This window comes from Lysinibacillus sp. 1 U-2021, assembly GCF_029916965.1.
Lineage (GTDB): Bacteria > Bacillota > Bacilli > Bacillales_A > Planococcaceae > Lysinibacillus > Lysinibacillus capsici.
In genome coordinates this window covers 4077501-4093582 of record NZ_CP123966.1, presented here as the reverse complement: position 1 = coordinate 4093582, position 16082 = coordinate 4077501, and the positions used below count along the sequence as shown (strand labels likewise).

Genomic DNA, 16082 nt, shown 5'->3' with positions numbered 1-16082 from the left:
GGAGTGAAGTGAATGGCAAAGCAATATGCAACATTTGCGGGAGGCTGTTTTTGGTGTATGGTCAAGCCCTTTGACGAAACACCTGGGATTGATTCCGTAATCTCAGGCTATACAGGTGGACATGTTGTAAATCCTACCTATGAACAGGTTTGCTCGGAAACAACAGGGCATGTGGAAGCTGTACAAATCACATTTGATGATGAGTTATATAGCTACGAGCAGCTACTTGCGATTTATTGGACTTTAATTGACCCAACAGATGCAGGTGGTCAATTTTACGACCGTGGAGAATCCTACACAACGGCCATTTTTTATCATAACGAAGAACAGCGTGAGCTAGCTGAACGTTCAAAGTCGGATTTACAAGCGTCTGGTAAGTTTGATAAACCAATTATGGTAAAAATTTTACCAGTCACTACGTTTTATCCGGCTGAGGATTATCATCAACAGTATTATAAGAAAAATCCAATGCACTATGAGCGCTATTCGATTGGATCAGGTCGTCGAGCGTTTCAGGAGCAACACTGGGGGAACAAACATGAATAAGGAACAACGTTTAAAAGAACTAACAGAGATGCAATACTATGTCACACAGGAAAATGGCACAGAGCCACCATTCCGTAATGAGTTTGATGACCATTTTGCAGAAGGCATCTACGTAGACATTGTGTCTGGCAAGCCTTTATTCAGCTCACTCGATAAATACAACTCAGGCTGTGGCTGGCCAGCCTTCACAAAGCCGATTGAAAAAGAACAGGTAACCGAGCATTTCGATACATCTCACGGTATGCGTCGTGTGGAGGTACGCAGCAAAGAAGCGGATTCGCATCTAGGACATGTCTTCCCAGACGGCCCAAGTGAGCAAGGTGGCTTACGCTACTGCATAAACTCAGCAGCGCTTCGATTTATCGCAAAAGAAGATTTAGAAAAAGAAGGCTATGGCGAATACCGAGCACTATTTAAATAGTAAAAACCTAGCAAGGTAGCTCCTTGCTAGGTTTTTTTATGGTCATGAGAAACAGCAGATTAGAAGGATAGAAATCTGAAAGTGGAGGATAGAACAGAAAAAGTGGCGGATAAGCCTGAAAAAGTAGCGGATAGATTGCTGAAAGTGAGGGATAGCCCAGCAAATTAGGGGGATAGCCCTCAAATAATTGGATAGAAATCTAAAAGTGGAGGATAAAACTTAAAAAGTAGCGGATAGCATGCTCAAAGTGAAGGATAGCCCCAAATTAGTAGATAGCCCCGCAAAGTCAAGGGAGAACCAATAAAAAATTGGTTCCCCCTCTCTCTTTCAGTTCGCTTAAACTTTAAACTCGCTTACGAGGTTACGTAGGCTATCTGCTTGTTGGGCAAGCTCAGTTGCTGCGGCGTTGATTTCCTGCATGGAGGCGGAGCCTTGTGTGGCTGCTGCCGCAGATGTCACGGTATTGGCCGCGGATTGTTCTGCGTAGGCATTGACATGAATGAAGTCACTTGCCACCGCATTACTATTTTCAAGTGTTGTCGCAATTTTATCTACCATGGCCGCGATGATTGACGTTGTTTCTTCGGTATGCGATAAAATGTTGGCTAAGGATTGATTTGTTTCGTTTGTTACTTCAACGCCTCGGATGACCGTTGTCACACCCTCGTGATTTTGAGCAATGATGGATGTGACCTCATCTTGGATAGATGTGACAATCGATGTCACCTCTTTCGCTGCACTTTGGGATTGCTCTGCTAGTTTGCGAACTTCATCGGCTACAACAGCAAAGCCTCGTCCATGCTCACCAGCCCTTGCCGCTTCAATCGCCGCATTTAAAGCGAGGAGATTCGTTTGCTCAGAAATGGCCGTGATTGTACCAATAATGGACGTAATATCCGCAGATTTACGACCTAACGCCTCTACCGTAGATGTTGTAGAAGCCATTGTTTCTTCAATCGATTGCATGACGAGTGATGATTGTTCTACAGAGCGGCTACCTTCATCGGCTGCTTGCTGCATGGCGATAGAGGCACGATGGACAGCACTCGCTTGTTCATTTAATTGATGCATGGAATGCTCTAAGTCGCTCATTTTTTGCTGCGCACTATTCATACTGGAAATCGTATTGTCACTATCACTCGCAATATCTGCTGTCGCATCCGCAATATCCTGAATTGTACGCGCATTTTCATCTGCTAATGACATTAGCTCCTGACTGCTGCTTGATACATGATCCGCTAACTCACTTACGCGTCGAATTAAGTTAGAAATTGACTCAATTAACGTATTCGTGGAGGCTGCAATAATCGAAAATTCATCACGATTATGCACATTTACACGTCTTGTCAAATCGCCTCCTGCTTGCGCAATATCAAGGATAGAGTCATTAATCGCCTGTGTATTACGTTTTAATGATTTAAATAGCATAAAGCCAAAAATTACAATTGCTAAAAAGCCAACGATTGAAACGAGAAAGAATGTAGTGATAGAAATATTTACCTGCTGGTTAAGCTTGTCTAATTTTGTTTTATTGGAATCGTCCATGACAGTATTAATGGTCTCAATGTTTTGGTCGATATGTGTTTTCATTGTTTCCCCAGTAGCACCCATCATCAGTTTACGAGCCTGCTCAAGGCCAAGCTCATCACGCATTGTCATGACTTTATCTGAATAATCAAGGTAATTTTTATAATATTGCTCGATTGCCTGCATATGACCGAGTTCCACTTGGCGATCTTGAAATTGATCTTTCAAAGCGGCTAGCTTTTTATTAATGGTATCTATTTTTAAATGATAAGAAGTAGAATAAATGCCGTTACCCGTAATTAAATATGATTGTTCTAAATTGGTCAGTCTAGCAATCTCATAGGCAAGTTGATTCACCGTTAGTTGCTCCTGCACATTTTTCTTTGTGAAATCTTCCATTTGGTGTTGCAAGTTTTGTATATTGACATAGGACAATATACCCATAATACCGTTAATTACAATAAGAAGTGCAAACATAATAAGCACTTTACCCCGAATTAAATGGTAAAAACGTTGTCGTTTTTCTTTAATAGGAGGGGGATTTTTCCCAGTTTCCCCTTGTGTAGAAGCTTTCCTCTTCTTAAAAAAGCTAAAAGTAAAGAGAGACGGGCGTTTTTTCGCTGTACCATGGGTTTTTTTAGTCTTTTTCATCGCCATCACCTTCCTATTTTTTAAATAATCGATTTCAATTTTATCTTATTTTACTAGATTTTTCTATCTTTATTTCTAAAAATTAAAATTTTTCAGATAAAATAACTATGACAAAAGTCAGGATCGACCATGAAAATAGTTCTAAAATCATAAGTGGGTAAAATATAGTAGTAGTGGAATTTATGACGAATGCTATTTTTTTTGATACACTAGCGAAAAGCCAATGCATAAAAAGGGGAATTTGTTCGATGAAGAAAAGTTTTTATTTATATGTCCTAACCTATCGAGGTGGCGATTGGTCTGACCCTAAAGTACGCTTTGCAGAGGAAGTGTTTCATGAGCATAATTTTCCAAAGCAGAGCACAGACTTTAATGAGTTGTCCGACTATATAGAAACCTATGCAACGGAAAACCTAACAATCCAGACCTTTGATACTTTGTGGACACTTTATGAGGAACAAGCATAATTGTACGAAAACTATAAATAATTTTGTAGTTGCTAGACGTCTAGCATTGCGTAAATGACAGAAACACAGTATTATTTATAGTGATAACTGACAGAAAAGAGGGATTGCAGTATGAGTATTCATATTAATGCAAAAAAAGGTGAAATCGCTGACACAATTTTACTTCCAGGAGATCCATTACGTGCAAAATACATTGCGGAAACATTTTTAGAAGATGTAATTTGCTACAACGAAGTACGTAATATGTTCGGATACACTGGTACGTATAAAGGGAAACGTATTTCTGTACAAGGAACTGGTATGGGTGTGCCATCTATTTCAATCTACGCAACAGAATTAATGCAAGAATATGATGTTCAAAAATTAATCCGTGTAGGTACTTGTGGTGCAATTCAAAAAGATGTAAAAGTACGTGACGTGATTTTAGCACAAGGAGCAACATCTGATACACGTATGAACCAAATCATCTGGGGCGGTGCTATCGATTTCGCACCAATCGCTGACTTTGATCTTTTATTAAAAGCATACAATGCAGGTAAAGATGCAGGTCTTAACTTACAAGTAGGGAATATCTTCACAGCGGATTTATTCTACTCAGATGAGCACCAAAATGAAAAATTAGCGCAATACGGCGTACTAGCGGTAGAAATGGAATCAGCAGCTCTTTACACATTAGCGGCAAAATTTGGCCGTAAAGCACTTGCTGTTCTAACAGTAAGTGACCATATCATCACTGGTGAAGTAACGACAGCTGAAGAACGTCAAACAACATTCAATGACATGATCGTGGTCGCTTTAGACGCAGCGATTCAAGACTAAGCTAACTTTAGCCATAATTAACTTTATAAAGAATGCAGGCAACCGACAAAAAACAGCCCATTTTCTAAGATGGGATGGAAGTAGTCGGTTGCTTTTTTTAGGGGTAATTATTGACAGATTGTTCCAGTTTTGATACCAGTCGGCCCGTTAAATCCTGGGATTGTGGCAATTACCATGTTTGTTGCTATGTCGATGACAGACACTGTATTGTCTACTTGATTTGTTACATAGGCAAAAGTACCATCTGGCAAGATGGTTACTTGGTCTGGAGATGCACCTACAGGAATAGTTGCAATCACCGTATTGGTGGCTATATTGATGACAGATACGGTATTATTGCCTTTATTCACAATGTAAACAAGCGTTCCATCAGGGGTAATCGCTGTTCCTACAGGTCCTGTACCAACAGGAATGGTAGCCACTACTGTATTGGTAGTGGTATTAATAACCGATACGGAATTGCTATTTTCATTTGTCACATAAGCAAATTGCCCGCTTGGAGTCAAAACAATGGATCTAGGACGAATTCCCACAGGGATTGTAGCAATCACCGTATTGGTTGCAGTATTGATAACAGATACTGAATTGGAATTCTCGTTGGCAACATAAGCAAACGCACTGTTTGGCGTAAAGGCAATACCTTGAGGTTGTAGCCCTACTGGAATAGTGGCTGTTACGGTATTGGTGGCTGTATTAATGACCGATATAGTGTTCGACCCGTGATTGGATACATAAGCAAGTGCTCCATTTGGTGAAATGGCGACACCAAGGGGGTCAATGCCTACAGGAATGGTAGCGATTGGCAAGTTTGTGGCAGTACTAAAAACCGTTACATTATCCGAGAAGAGCGCTGGAACATAGCCGAAAGCGCCATTAGGTGTAATCGCTACTTCTAGCGGAGCAGATCCTACTGGAATGGTAGCGACGATTGTGTTTGTTGCGGTATCGATCACAGAAACTCTATTATCAGGTGTTGCGAGCTGCCCAGCATCTGTCACATAGACGAGATAATGACAACTTGGTGGTATGGGTAAAAATGGCGGCTTACATTTACAACGACAACAAGGACAACAACAGCGACAATGACAATTTGGATTTGACGTAAACTTGAATTTTTGAAAATATTTATGTTCTTTCCCCACACAGGACATCCTTTCAGTCATATATGGCTACTTTATGCGTAAAGAGCTAGGCTTGTTGTACGTTTACCTAGCCATTCTCTTTTACCATTTCTACTTGTTATTGGAATAGTTCTAAACTTCTGAGTACGGTTCTTCTAAAAAATGCAGTATGATGAAACTAAAAAGCATAGGAGACATGAAGATGTTTAGCTTGATTAAAAATGATATAGGATTCATTGAAATTGAATATGATCTTCGTTATAAGGGATCTTCGAAAACATTTTCCTGATTTGACGATAAAAATCAATTTTATTACATTAGCTTTTCAATAGCTTCTTCGTTATCTTTTCATTCGTACACTAACTCTTTCAACACTTTCCCACCAATTGTAATTTCTAAGCTTCGCCCCATAATGTTCATAAAAATAACGTGTTTTATTCTATAACTAAGACTTCGGCAAATTTAGTTTGGTAGTTCTTTTGGATTTCCTTCAGCAATTGTTTTCCTATCCCTTTTTGTGATAGTTTTCTAAAAGATAGAGCGTTTCTACATAATTGGAATGGGGAAGGGTTTGAGTCTCTTTTACTTGCAGATGTGAAGCCAATAATGTCGCCTAATTCATTATCAGCTACTAGTACATACTTCATTTTTGTCGGCAATTTGTTGTGTCCATTGTTCGTAGGATAATTTATTTTAATATTTTGCTGGCACAATATGCTTATAGGTTATTCACCAATTATCAACAGGTACTTTTCTAATACCTTTCGCATCTTTATAGTTGCCTTTCTAATGATCAAATTTATCACCTCCTATTAAATCTTTATAAACAGAATGATAACATCTTCTATAGTTTATTTACTTAATAAGGTAAAATATCAAATGTATAGGTTTACAGAGGGGGTATATTTTTGGAAAGTAAGTATATGTGTACGATTAAAATTAATTTAGAGGGTGGAGATATTCAATTTGATGTGTCAAATGAAGAACAACTTTTTAGTTTAAGATCTGGTATAGCCTTTATAGCCATCCCGCAATTTTTCTCCACGCTCACCAGTTTTTATCTAGGTAATACAAATGAGGTAAAAATAGATTGTCACGGAAACTATGATTACTATATTTTTTCCAGCGATGGTGAATACATATTAATTGAACATAAAAGTCATTATCCTATCGAAAGAATATTTAATTATCAATTTTCTCTTAAGGGGTATATGGAGGCTATAGATCAAGGCTTCAAGAAATATTTGGAGCAGTTAGAGAATGAAGGCATCTTCCCATTGGAAAATCATGTATTTGCTGATCCTTTAGGAGAAGATGTTTTAAATGCTTTCTATAACTTTTCTTCATTATTAAAAGCTTGAATAGCAATGAAAAAAATAAACGTATGACCGCTTCAAAATAGAAGCTCTCTTTTACAGATAAATTGCAGCAGCCGATTCTTAACCAGACAAGGAGGATGGTGAGCTTTGAAAAAAATAGGTATACTCATAGCAGCTCTTTTCGTAGTAAGTGGGGTCTTTATTGATAGCAATAAATTATTATACCCTCCTTTGCCAATCGATTCCCTTACACCAAAGGAAGCCATACAAAAATTAAATGCATCCCCCTTTGATTTAGTGGCGCTCTCCAATGATAAGAAGGCAACTTGGTACCTCGCAGCCATTTCTGCTAGGGGCATACAGAAGGTGGACGAGGACATTCAGCAAATGATGGCTAATGAAGGATGGGCATTTCTTGAAAAAGAGGGGAGTGGATTATTTTTCGAAAAAAATGGGGAACGTTCTATTGTGACAACGGAAATGTGGACGAAGCAGTATGTGCTTGTTCAAATTCAGAAATGAAGTGCTCTATGGAAGTCTGGGATCTCTATGATAAAAATCGCCAAAAAACAAATAAGCGTCATGTACGTGGGACAGCATTAGCAGCTGAAGATTACCATATCGTTGTGCACGTATGGATTCACAATAACAGGGGAGAATTCCTTTTAACAAAAAGACATCCCAATAAACATTATCCTCATTTATGGGAATGTCCAGGAGGCTCTATAGTAACGGGTGAAAGCAGTTTGGACGGGGCTATTCGTGAGGTGGAAGAGGAAATAGGGATATCATTATTGAGGACCAATGGACAATTAGTAAAGAGTGAACGACGTGATTGTTTCAATGATTTTTATGACGTTTGGTTATTTGAGCAAAGCTTTGAAATTAGTGACACCAAACTTCAGGAGAAGGAAGTGACAGTAGTTCAATGGGTCACAAAGCTAGAGCTTGAAAAGATGCTTCACGCCAATAACGTAGTACCGACACTTCGCTACTTTACGTCCATTTTTAACGATAAGACTACGCCATGTTAGTGTTATGTGTCAGCATAATTCTGATTCTGTAGGTTAACCTATACCTAAATAGGTTAGAGGAGCGGTAAAATGAACAAGCGTATTCTTATTGGACTAGCTTTATTTACGTATGTTTCACCTTTTAATTTGGTTTCTGCAAAGGACAGTGATGCGCCACAACCTCTTGAAGAATTTCTTCCTGAAATCGGCTATAAAACAGTTGAAATAGCCGTAAAAGAGTTCGAATACCACTATAATAAAGAGCTGAAGCTACCCCTACGAGTACCGCCAATCAGCTTTACGCATCACTTTGGAAGGTTTAGTGATTTAGACGGAGAAATGAATGATCAGCTGGAGGTGGTAATGATCAGTGATCAATTGCCACAAAATCATTTCAAAATCAAGGTTCGACCAGTTCAGCATAAAATGTCATTTGAAAAATATAAAACAGATGTATTTAAGTTGAAAAATGGCAGTGAGGCAGCCTATATTGAAAATCCACGAATTGGTTTTCATTTACTTGTATTTGAAAGAGACAATTGGCAATATGTCTTTAGTATTGATCGAGATGTGGCAGATCAAGTAACGGCTGAAGTCTTGATTGATATTGCTAATTCAATTGATTATCCAAAGCAAAAGTATTAGCCCCTCTAATTTTTATTCTTACCTTTCAGCTCTTCTCGTAATTTCTTTAGTTCCTCCGTTTGCTCCAAAATAGTATTGTTAACTCGTCTAATCGAATCATATATAGCAAAAATCCCCGCAAAAATAAGAATGATAACTAATAATTCCATCTTGCACCTACTTTCTATTTATACAATGATTGTAACAGGAATTTCTAAATGTTCGAAGAATTAGTTAGGTGGAGGTGCTTGTCATGCAGAGATATGTTTATCATATGGTTCCAAGGGAAATGGTGGGTCTTGAGCTCATGCCTTTAAATAGGTTAGGGGCAATGTATCCACATTTATATGAACGATATTCGAAAAAATATTTTGATCATCCAGAGAGGCCGAAATTATTCATGAAAGAAAATCCTCACTTAAATTGCTTGTGGCATGATGTTGTTCATTTCCTACCAATCCATCCTAGTCATCTATATAAGGCTTTAACAGAGCTTGGTATTGCAACGAGAGAAAGCCTAATGTTTTATCAAATTCCAATCCAAAAACTAGCGGCAAATCGTAATGCGATGTACCTGTATTCCAAGGAACACTATAAAGGGCCAGCAGGGGCAATTGCTGCAGAGGATATAAAACTACTGTCGTTACCTGATTATAGAGAACTAGAACAGCTACCATCAGCAACAGTAGACTATTTCCAAACGGAGAAAGAAAAAGGGAAGAACTTTGGGCTTTTTGCGTATATTCCCCATCTCTTGAGCTTAGGCAATATCAACGTAGACGAGGCGAAAATTATTTCATGGAATCAACATAATCCTAGTATCAATACTAATTGAAGTGGGAAAAAAATAGGGTTTGCCGAATAGCAGGCTACCCTTTTTTGTCGCAAATTGAATAGCGGTGGAAAAACGATACACCCCTCTTCTGGAAAACTTATTAAACCTTCATAATTAATCATAAAAGGATTCTTTCAATGGCGCAAACACGCCTTCTGTCTCCAGCTCATTAGCTATTGTTCCTAGTAAACTTTTGAAAAACGAGTTGAAGCAAATAGACAATCAATCGAAATATAAGTAGATAGAAAAAGGCCTCAATAAAGCTTGTTGCTAGTATTATTACATAACGACCGAAATCTTCTAACTCATGAAAAGTATAAGTTTGTATGTGCCAATCAAAAAACAATGCTTTGTAACTCGTCCCCACAAAGATAGGGATGAAAAGTAACCAATAAAAGCGAGGTAAACTAAATTTATAGCCTTTAGCCAGCAAGGTACTCCCTCCCCATTTTTTTAGCCATCATAACATAAAAGAAAATATTTTAGTATATTATGGAAGTATTAAATGATAATTCGAATACGTTATTTACAATTATAGTAATTTAAAGGTATTATTAGTAAGTTGAGACGATGTCCAGAAAGGTAGAAGTCCATGAAAATGATCCATTCAAGCAAGATACATCCCGAAGTGAAAACATTATTATCCTATGCCACATCCGAAAAGAAAGTGGAGAAGGAATACTCATTGTACATTGCATGTCCAGAAAGAGTATTGTATGGCTATACCTTTGCACAAGACACTATCGGTTGTATAGGGATTGTTAAAAGAGAGGCAAATCAATGTGAAATTAAACATATAGCCGTATCGCCTGCTTATCGTGGAAAAGGCATTGGACGTGAGATGATTCGGTATGTAGAAGAACATCATGCTTTTTCTTCCATTTATGCAGAAACTGATCAAGAAGCCGTACTCTTTTATAAAAATATTGGCTTTCATATTACAAGTTTAGGAGAAAAATACCCTGGAGTGGAGCGTTTTGGCTGTCTATTAACCTTCACTACATAGCGGTTAAATTCGTTGTGCTGTCGATAAACGTCCACTTATGTGCTTTTTACGCCCTCTTATTTGTCTGTAGTAAAAGATAGGAAATTTGAATGGTACGATAACATAGAAAGGAGCTATAAAAATGAAACAAAAATTGTGGTGGATTGTATGGGGCTTGGCATTGTTCATAGCAGGCTATTCGGTTGTTCAATATTTACTATTCGATGCACAGCAGGCGGGATTTGTTCAATTAAAGCTTATGCTTAGTGCAACATTGAGTTCATTTTGGTATATCATGCTCTATATACATATTGTATTCGGTATATTAGCACTAGTCATCGGTCCTTTTACGTTGTCATCAAAGTTACGAGAGAAAAATGTGAAACGCCATAGACTACTAGGCAATATCTATATGGTTAGTATTTTGTTTGGTGGCTTGGCAGGACTTTATTTAGCGCTGAACGCAACAGGGGGATGGGTAGCACAGCTAGGCTTTGCTTTATTATCTATAGGGTGGCTCTTCACCATGTTTCAAGCGCTGGTCCATATAAAAAAAAGAAATATCCAAGGCCATCAGAAATGGATGCTAAGAAATTATGCATTAACCTTTGCAGCTGTCACATTGCGAATTTGGCTCCCTTTGTTTACGGTAGTATTTGGCTTTGATAATTTTGAGTATAGTTATGCCTCTATCGCTTGGCTATGCTGGGTGCCAAATTTAATCGTGATGGAATGGTATATCCAGCAGAAACTACCAAAATTTTCAAATTACCAAAAAATAGCAAAGACAAATGGATAATGTTGAAATATATTATTGAGCATTGGGTTCTATATGACCTAATGTTCTTTTTATTTTAAGATACATAGTTAATTCATTCTAATATTCTAGGTACATTAATTATCTCAATAAGTAGACTTATGAATATGATAAAAAGGGACAGGAGGTGAAGTCGCATTGAGGTTTAGTTACAATCGTAATTTTGATAATTTTAAATGTGATGCAAAATGTAATTATCCAATGAAATATAAATGTAATGAATTTGGGTGTAATGGCTACCCATATGTTTATGGTATTGAGGATCCAATCGGTGTAACAGGAGCTACAGGAGCTACTGGTGCTACAGGAGCACAAGGTCCCCCAGGAGCACCAGGACCTCAAGGAGTAGCAGGAGTAACGGGAGCAACGGGTCCACAGGGAGAAATGGGTCTCCAAGGAGTAGCAGGAGTAACGGGAGCAACGGGTCCACAGGGAGAAATGGGTCTCCAAGGAGTAGCAGGAATAGTTTTTGCATCTTGTTCGTGATGGTGGAGCAAGATGAATTAAAAGGAATGATGAAATGAAAACGCGTAAAGGTATTATTTTAGCGGGTGGTTCTGGTACACGTCTTTATCCTGTGACTATGGCTGTCAGTAAACAGCTGTTACCGATTTATGATAAACCGATGATCTATTACCCGCTCTCTACACTGATGTTGGCGGGTATTCGCGATATTCTGATTATCAGTACGCCACAGGATACTCCTCGTTTTCAACAACTGCTGGGTGACGGGAGCCAGTGGGGGCTAAATCTTCAGTACAAAGTGCAACCGAGTCCAGATGGTCTTGCGCAGGCATTTATCATCGGTGAAGAGTTTATCGGTGGTGATGATTGTGCTTTGGTTCTAGGTGATAATATCTTTTACGGTCACGATCTGCCGAAGTTAATGGATGTCGCTGTTAACAAAGAAAGTGGTGCAACGGTATTTGCCTATCACGTTAATGATCCTGAACGCTACGGTGTCGTTCAGTTTGATAAAAACGGTACGGCAATAAGCCTGGAAGAAAAACCGTTACAACCAAAAAGTAATTATGCGGTAACCGGGCTTTATTTCTATGATAACGACGTTGTCGAAATGGCGAAAAATCTTAAGCCTTCTGCCCGCGGTGAACTGGAAATTACCGATATTAACCGTATTTATATGGAACAGGGGCGTTTATCCGTTGCCATGATGGGGCGTGGATATGCATGGCTGGACACGGGAACACATCAAAGTCTTATTGAAGCAAGCAACTTTATTGCAACAATTGAAGAACGTCAGGGACTGAAAGTTTCCTGTCCGGAAGAAATTGCTTACCGTAAACGGTTTATTGATGCTGAGCAGGTGAAAGTATTAGCCGAACCGCTGAAGAAAAATGCTTATGGTCAGTATCTGCTCAAAATGATTAAAGGTTATTAATAAAATGAACGTAATTAAAACTGAAATTCCAGACGTACTGATTTTTGAACCGAAAGTTTTTGGTGATGAGCGTGGTTTCTTTTTTGAGAGCTTTAACCAGAAGGTTTTTGAGGAAGCTGTAGGCCGCAAAGTTGAATTTGTCCAAGATAACCATTCGAAGTCTTGTAAAGGTGTTTTACGCGGGCTGCATTATCAGTTAGAACCTTATGCACAAGGGAAATTGGTGCGCTGCGTTGTTGGTGAAGTTTTTGACGTAGCTGTTGATATTCGTAAATCGTCACCAACTTTTGGCAAATGGGTTGGGGTGAATTTATCTGCTGAGAATAAGCGACAATTGTGGATACCTGAAGGGTTTGCGCATGGATTTTTGGTGTTGAGTGAAACGGCGGAGTTTTTGTATAAGACGACGAATTATTATCATCCAGAGAGTGATAGAGGGATTATTTGGAATGATCCAAGTTTAAAAATTGAGTGGCCCTTGGATAATACTCCTGTACTCTCTGCAAGAGATAAGGCACACTCGATCTTAGATATGGCTATTTGATTTAAGGGAAATAATTGTGTCTAAAAAATATGTTGTCTATACGGCACTATTTGGGAGTTACGATTTTTTAACAGATATCTCACACCTATCTTCATCTGATATTGAGTATATTTGTTTTACTGATATCGAATGCAATAATAATTTGGGGTGGAAAATTGTTAAAGTTAGCAACTTCAGTTCAACTCCTGCTATGATGAATCGTTATTACAAATTGCATCCTCATTGTTATTTTTCTAACTATGATGCCAGCTTATATGTTGATGCTAATATAAAAATAAAATCAAATTTAAATCTTTTTTTTGAAAAATATATAGCGAAAGGCGATTTTTTAATACCTCAGCATGAACAGAGAAATTGTATTTTTAAAGAAGCTAAAGAGTGTATTGTTTTAAAAAAAGGTAATGAAAAAATAATAACCCGGCAAATGTTAAATTATAAAAAGGATGGGATGCCAGTAGGTTATGGCTTAGGTGAGAATAATATTCTGTTCAGAAAGCATAATGCTCCAGAGATAAAAAAAATCATGGCAGATTGGTGGGAGGAGTTGGTTAAAGAGTCTCAACGAGATCAATTGAGTTTAGCTTATGTTATGTGGAAAAATAATAAAAAACTAGAGTTTTTAGATGAAACTTGTAGGAACACTAATGATTACTTTGAATATCAAACACACAAAAAATATACAAATAGAAGCGTATTGGAAAAATTTAAAGATAGGTTTTTTATTTTGTCAAGACGTATTAAATATCATCGTTGGTGTGTATAAATGTATAAGATAAAAAAATCCACATTAATTCTTATTTTAGGGGCTATTATTTTAATTTTAGCCTCTGGGTTTAAACCTATCGGTATAGACCGTGATTCTATTAATTATGTGAAAATGATTCAATCACCATTTCTCTATAGTGATTTGGTTAGCAGAGAGCCCACTTTTAATCTGATTCAGTTTATATGTCATATATTATTTTTTAACAATGTTGCTGCATTTTTTTTGATTTATGCATTACTTGGTGTAGGACTAAAGATATTAGCAATAAAGAGGTCATCAGATTATCCTGTTTTTAGTTTTTTTCTGTATGTTTTTTTTTATTATATCTTACATGATTTTACTCAGATTCGTGCTGGTGTGGCATCGGCACTATTCTTACTTGCTATTTATGATAGAGTTAATTCGAATAACCGACAAGCGTTGACTAAAATCATTTTTGCAGTATGTTTTCATTATTCAGCAATAATAACGCTTTTTATATTTTTATTGAATAATAAAATTAATAGATTTAAATATGTGTTATTGCCAATTATGGGTGGGCTATTTTCTTTGTTATTAACCCATGACACGCTTGAAACTGTTAGTCAATATTTGCCTTACTTCATAGGTAATAAAATAAATAATTATCTTACCTTACAAGTTAACAGTGATATATATCACATAAATGTTTTTAATGTTTATTATTCTGCGCTAGTATTTATCTATTTATCGATTATTATTTTTATTGGAAATAAACTAATATATCGAGATATTATATATGTTAAAATTTTAGGTATTGGGTTGTTTTTCTTTTATGCAATGTCATTTGTTCCTATCTTTGCGTTTAGAATTTCAGAGTTTTTAAGTGTGGTAATAATTATTTTATTCGCAAATATATCAAATTACATTAAAGAAAAATACACGTATCAACTATGTATGTTTATTTTTGGTGTTGGTTATTTTATCACTCAAGGTGTAATGCAAAATATCAATTTGTAGAATATGTATGATAAATTTTAAAATGCTAGTTGTGCTTTATAAAGAAAGTATTGATTCTTCTACAACATTGGAGTCAATAAAAAAAGTTTTCGAACATAATCATTTACATTCAAACTTCGAACTTTTAATTTGGGATAACAGCCCCGTATCTTTAATAACTAAAGAAGAATTACGTATCTATTCAGATAATTGTGGTGGAATTAAACATATAGAATATATACACAATGAATTGAATAAGCCTTTATCTTTTATTTATAATTTTGCATTAAATAAATATAAGGATGGAGATTATATTATTATATTGGATCAGGATTCGGGTTTTGACAAGGGATATATTGAAGAGGTAATAAATGTTGCTTTGGAACAATCTCCTGAGTTGATATTGCCAATAATTTATTACAAAAATAAAATTGTAAGCCCATCTAAAATAAGTTATATAAGAGGTAATTATTATAAATGCATTCCATGTGGTAGGATTAATCCAAAAAAAATAAGCGCAATTAACAGTGGCATGATTATATCTCTCGACTACATAAAGAGAATTGCGTTTGAATACAATAAATATTTAAAAAATTATTGCACAGATGATTATTTCATGCGTCAGTTTAGAAGGTTTGGTAATTATGCATATGTCTTGAATTATACTTTTAAACATCATTTGTCACTTTCTACTCTAAATGATAATTCGGAGCTGTTGAAAGAGCGTTATAAGCTTATGAAGGAGGGACGTTATATTGTTTATTCTGAAAATCTATTTGATAAAATAGCAATAAGAGTTTATTTTTCCATCCACAAGATTTACATGGCATTTAAATATAAAGATATTAGTTATTTAAAGGTTTAAAATGGACGATATAGTGATCTCAATACCTCGATTCTCATTATCTGGTGGAAACTTAGTTTCGTTAAATGTAGCCTTATATCTACGAACGAAAGGCTTTAAGGTATATGCTGTTTCAGGTTTTTCGAAAAAAAAAATAGAAGATGTGGTTTTAGTGAAATATAAAAAAGGGATAATGAACTCATTTGCAAATATTATTTGCTTTCTTAATTTATCAGTTCTTTCCCTTTTTTATAAAAATTATATTGCCACACACCATCTTTCAGCAATACTGAATTTTGTTCGCCCAGCTAAATTTGCATTGGTCCAAGATCTTGAGTCTGATTTTTATCCAATGAGGCTTCGTTTTTTGGGACGATGTTTGTGGAAAAGTTATTTGAAATCAGAGAATCTTATCTTCACAAATGCT

General features: G+C 36.6%; 21 protein-coding genes (1 of these 21 only partly in view). 18 read left to right on the top strand and 3 right to left on the bottom strand.

What is annotated here, in order from left to right:
* Nucleotides 1–12 precede the first annotated feature (12 nt).
* Together msrA and msrB are read left to right on the top strand one after the other, a co-directional pair.
* Complete coding sequence (gene msrA, locus QH639_RS21685; RefSeq protein ID WP_237900697.1) at nt 13–546, top strand: peptide-methionine (S)-S-oxide reductase MsrA; 534 nt, start codon at nt 13–15, stop codon at nt 544–546.
* Nucleotides 539–967: a peptide-methionine (R)-S-oxide reductase MsrB gene (gene msrB, locus QH639_RS21680; RefSeq protein WP_237900700.1), complete on the top strand. Its 429-nt coding sequence runs from the start codon at nt 539–541 to the stop codon at nt 965–967. The genes msrA and msrB overlap by 8 nt, the downstream gene beginning before the upstream one ends.
* Before the next feature lie 336 nt (nt 968–1303).
* Here msrB and QH639_RS21675 read toward each other — a convergent pair whose 3' ends face one another.
* Nucleotides 1304–3145 (bottom strand): methyl-accepting chemotaxis protein, encoded by a 1842-nt coding sequence (locus QH639_RS21675; protein WP_131520298.1) that lies wholly within the window; start codon nt 3143–3145, stop codon nt 1304–1306.
* Between the two features lie 248 nt (nt 3146–3393).
* On the opposite strand from QH639_RS21675, the gene QH639_RS21670 reads away from it, so the two are divergent.
* Both QH639_RS21670 and deoD read left to right on the top strand, forming a co-directional pair.
* A complete protein-coding gene (locus QH639_RS21670; protein ID WP_048395688.1) occupies nt 3394–3612 on the top strand; it encodes a YozE family protein in 219 nt (72 codons plus the stop codon).
* Nucleotides 3613–3723: 111 nt separating this feature from the next.
* A complete protein-coding gene (deoD, locus tag QH639_RS21665) occupies nt 3724–4431 on the top strand; it encodes a purine-nucleoside phosphorylase (protein ID WP_048395686.1) in 708 nt (235 codons plus the stop codon).
* Nucleotides 4432–4538: 107 nt separating this feature from the next.
* Here deoD and QH639_RS21660 read toward each other — a convergent pair whose 3' ends face one another.
* Nucleotides 4539–5582: a beta-propeller fold lactonase family protein gene (locus QH639_RS21660; protein ID WP_481817332.1), complete on the bottom strand. Its 1044-nt coding sequence runs from the start codon at nt 5580–5582 to the stop codon at nt 4539–4541.
* 878 nt (nt 5583–6460) lie between these two features.
* Here QH639_RS21660 and QH639_RS21655 point away from each other — a divergent pair.
* The 4 genes from QH639_RS21655 to QH639_RS21640 all read left to right on the top strand — a co-directional run bounded on the left by QH639_RS21655 (nt 6461) and on the right by QH639_RS21640 (nt 8529).
* A complete protein-coding gene (locus QH639_RS21655; protein WP_259418879.1) occupies nt 6461–6913 on the top strand; it encodes a hypothetical protein in 453 nt (150 codons plus the stop codon).
* A gap of 105 nt (nt 6914–7018) precedes the next feature.
* The gene (locus tag QH639_RS21650) at nt 7019–7393 is read left to right on the top strand and encodes a hypothetical protein (protein ID WP_131520296.1); all 375 of its coding nucleotides are present in this window, start codon (nt 7019–7021) and stop codon (nt 7391–7393) included.
* 8 nt (nt 7394–7401) lie between these two features.
* Nucleotides 7402–7905, top strand: coding sequence for an NUDIX hydrolase (locus QH639_RS21645; RefSeq protein ID WP_131520295.1), 504 nt, complete (start codon nt 7402–7404; stop codon nt 7903–7905).
* Nucleotides 7906–7974: 69 nt separating this feature from the next.
* Nucleotides 7975–8529, top strand: a complete 555-nt coding sequence (locus tag QH639_RS21640; protein WP_131520294.1) for a hypothetical protein — start codon at nt 7975–7977, stop codon at nt 8527–8529.
* Between the two features lie 5 nt (nt 8530–8534).
* On the opposite strand, the gene QH639_RS21635 is transcribed toward QH639_RS21640, so the two are convergent.
* Entirely contained in the window at nt 8535–8678 is a 144-nt protein-coding gene (locus QH639_RS21635) for a hypothetical protein (RefSeq protein ID WP_237900703.1), read from the bottom strand.
* A gap of 83 nt (nt 8679–8761) precedes the next feature.
* Here QH639_RS21635 and QH639_RS21630 point away from each other — a divergent pair, with 83 nt between their 5' ends.
* From QH639_RS21630 to QH639_RS21585, 10 genes are all read left to right on the top strand, one after another.
* Entirely contained in the window at nt 8762–9343 is a 582-nt protein-coding gene (locus QH639_RS21630; protein WP_281115238.1) for a group-specific protein, read from the top strand.
* A gap of 592 nt (nt 9344–9935) precedes the next feature.
* Nucleotides 9936–10349 carry a GNAT family N-acetyltransferase gene (locus tag QH639_RS21625; RefSeq protein ID WP_131520291.1) on the top strand — a complete coding sequence of 138 codons (414 nt, stop codon included), beginning with the start codon at nt 9936–9938 and terminating at the stop codon, nt 10347–10349.
* 121 nt (nt 10350–10470) lie between these two features.
* Nucleotides 10471–11127 carry a DUF2306 domain-containing protein gene (locus tag QH639_RS21620; RefSeq protein WP_281115237.1) on the top strand — a complete coding sequence of 219 codons (657 nt, stop codon included), beginning with the start codon at nt 10471–10473 and terminating at the stop codon, nt 11125–11127.
* Nucleotides 11128–11283: 156 nt separating this feature from the next.
* Nucleotides 11284–11631: a hypothetical protein gene (locus QH639_RS21615; protein WP_281115236.1), complete on the top strand. Its 348-nt coding sequence runs from the start codon at nt 11284–11286 to the stop codon at nt 11629–11631.
* 34 nt (nt 11632–11665) lie between these two features.
* On the top strand, nt 11666–12544 hold the full coding sequence (gene rfbA / locus QH639_RS21610; RefSeq protein WP_000857526.1) for a glucose-1-phosphate thymidylyltransferase RfbA: 879 nt from the start codon (nt 11666–11668) through the stop codon (nt 12542–12544).
* Nucleotides 12545–12548: 4 nt separating this feature from the next.
* Nucleotides 12549–13088, top strand: a complete 540-nt coding sequence (rfbC, locus tag QH639_RS21605; RefSeq protein ID WP_001100785.1) for a dTDP-4-dehydrorhamnose 3,5-epimerase — start codon at nt 12549–12551, stop codon at nt 13086–13088.
* A gap of 16 nt (nt 13089–13104) precedes the next feature.
* Complete coding sequence (locus QH639_RS21600) at nt 13105–13851, top strand: glycosyltransferase domain-containing protein (protein ID WP_053265431.1); 747 nt, start codon at nt 13105–13107, stop codon at nt 13849–13851.
* The gene (locus QH639_RS21595; RefSeq protein ID WP_089526641.1) at nt 13852–14832 is read left to right on the top strand and encodes an EpsG family protein; all 981 of its coding nucleotides are present in this window, start codon (nt 13852–13854) and stop codon (nt 14830–14832) included.
* A gap of 7 nt (nt 14833–14839) precedes the next feature.
* Nucleotides 14840–15676 carry a glycosyltransferase gene (locus QH639_RS21590; RefSeq protein ID WP_000606807.1) on the top strand — a complete coding sequence of 279 codons (837 nt, stop codon included), beginning with the start codon at nt 14840–14842 and terminating at the stop codon, nt 15674–15676.
* 1 nt (nt 15677) lies between these two features.
* Nucleotides 15678–16082, top strand: partial view of a glycosyltransferase family protein gene (locus QH639_RS21585; RefSeq protein ID WP_089526639.1) — the start only. Its footprint extends 597 nt past the window's final position; the window shows 405 of its 1002 coding nt (coding positions 1–405); it begins with the start codon at nt 15678–15680; its stop codon lies beyond the right edge, outside the window.